We start from the raw sequence: 376 nt of genomic DNA on the forward strand, positions 1-376 counted from the left end.
AACTTTTATTGACACGTATTCCAAAGTAGTATTAGCAAAACTATATGACCGTAAAAATGCTCTTATTGCTGATGACATGCTTAATGATCAGGTAGTCCCTTTCTTTGAGCAGCAGGAACTTCGTTTAATCAGAATTTTAACAGACAGAGCAACGGAATACTGTGGAATAAGAGAACAGCATGAATACCAGATTTATTTAGCCATTGAAGATAGTGATCACACAAAGACCAAGGCTAAAAGTCCTCAGACCAATGGCATTTGTGAACGTTTTCACAGAACGATACAGCACGAGTTTTATGCCATAGCTTTTAGAAAGAAAATTTACAGAAGTATTGAAGAACTGCAATTAGACTTAAACAAGTTGGTTGTCCTATTA

At 35.6% G+C, this 376-nt stretch carries 1 pseudogene; it reads left to right on the forward strand.

The annotated features are described in order from the left end of the window. Positions 1 to 376, forward strand: a pseudogene (locus GNY06_RS02820) (DDE-type integrase/transposase/recombinase); the annotation flags it as partial.

This window comes from Elizabethkingia argenteiflava (assembly GCF_009904105.1).
Lineage (GTDB): Bacteria > Bacteroidota > Bacteroidia > Flavobacteriales > Weeksellaceae > Elizabethkingia > Elizabethkingia argenteiflava.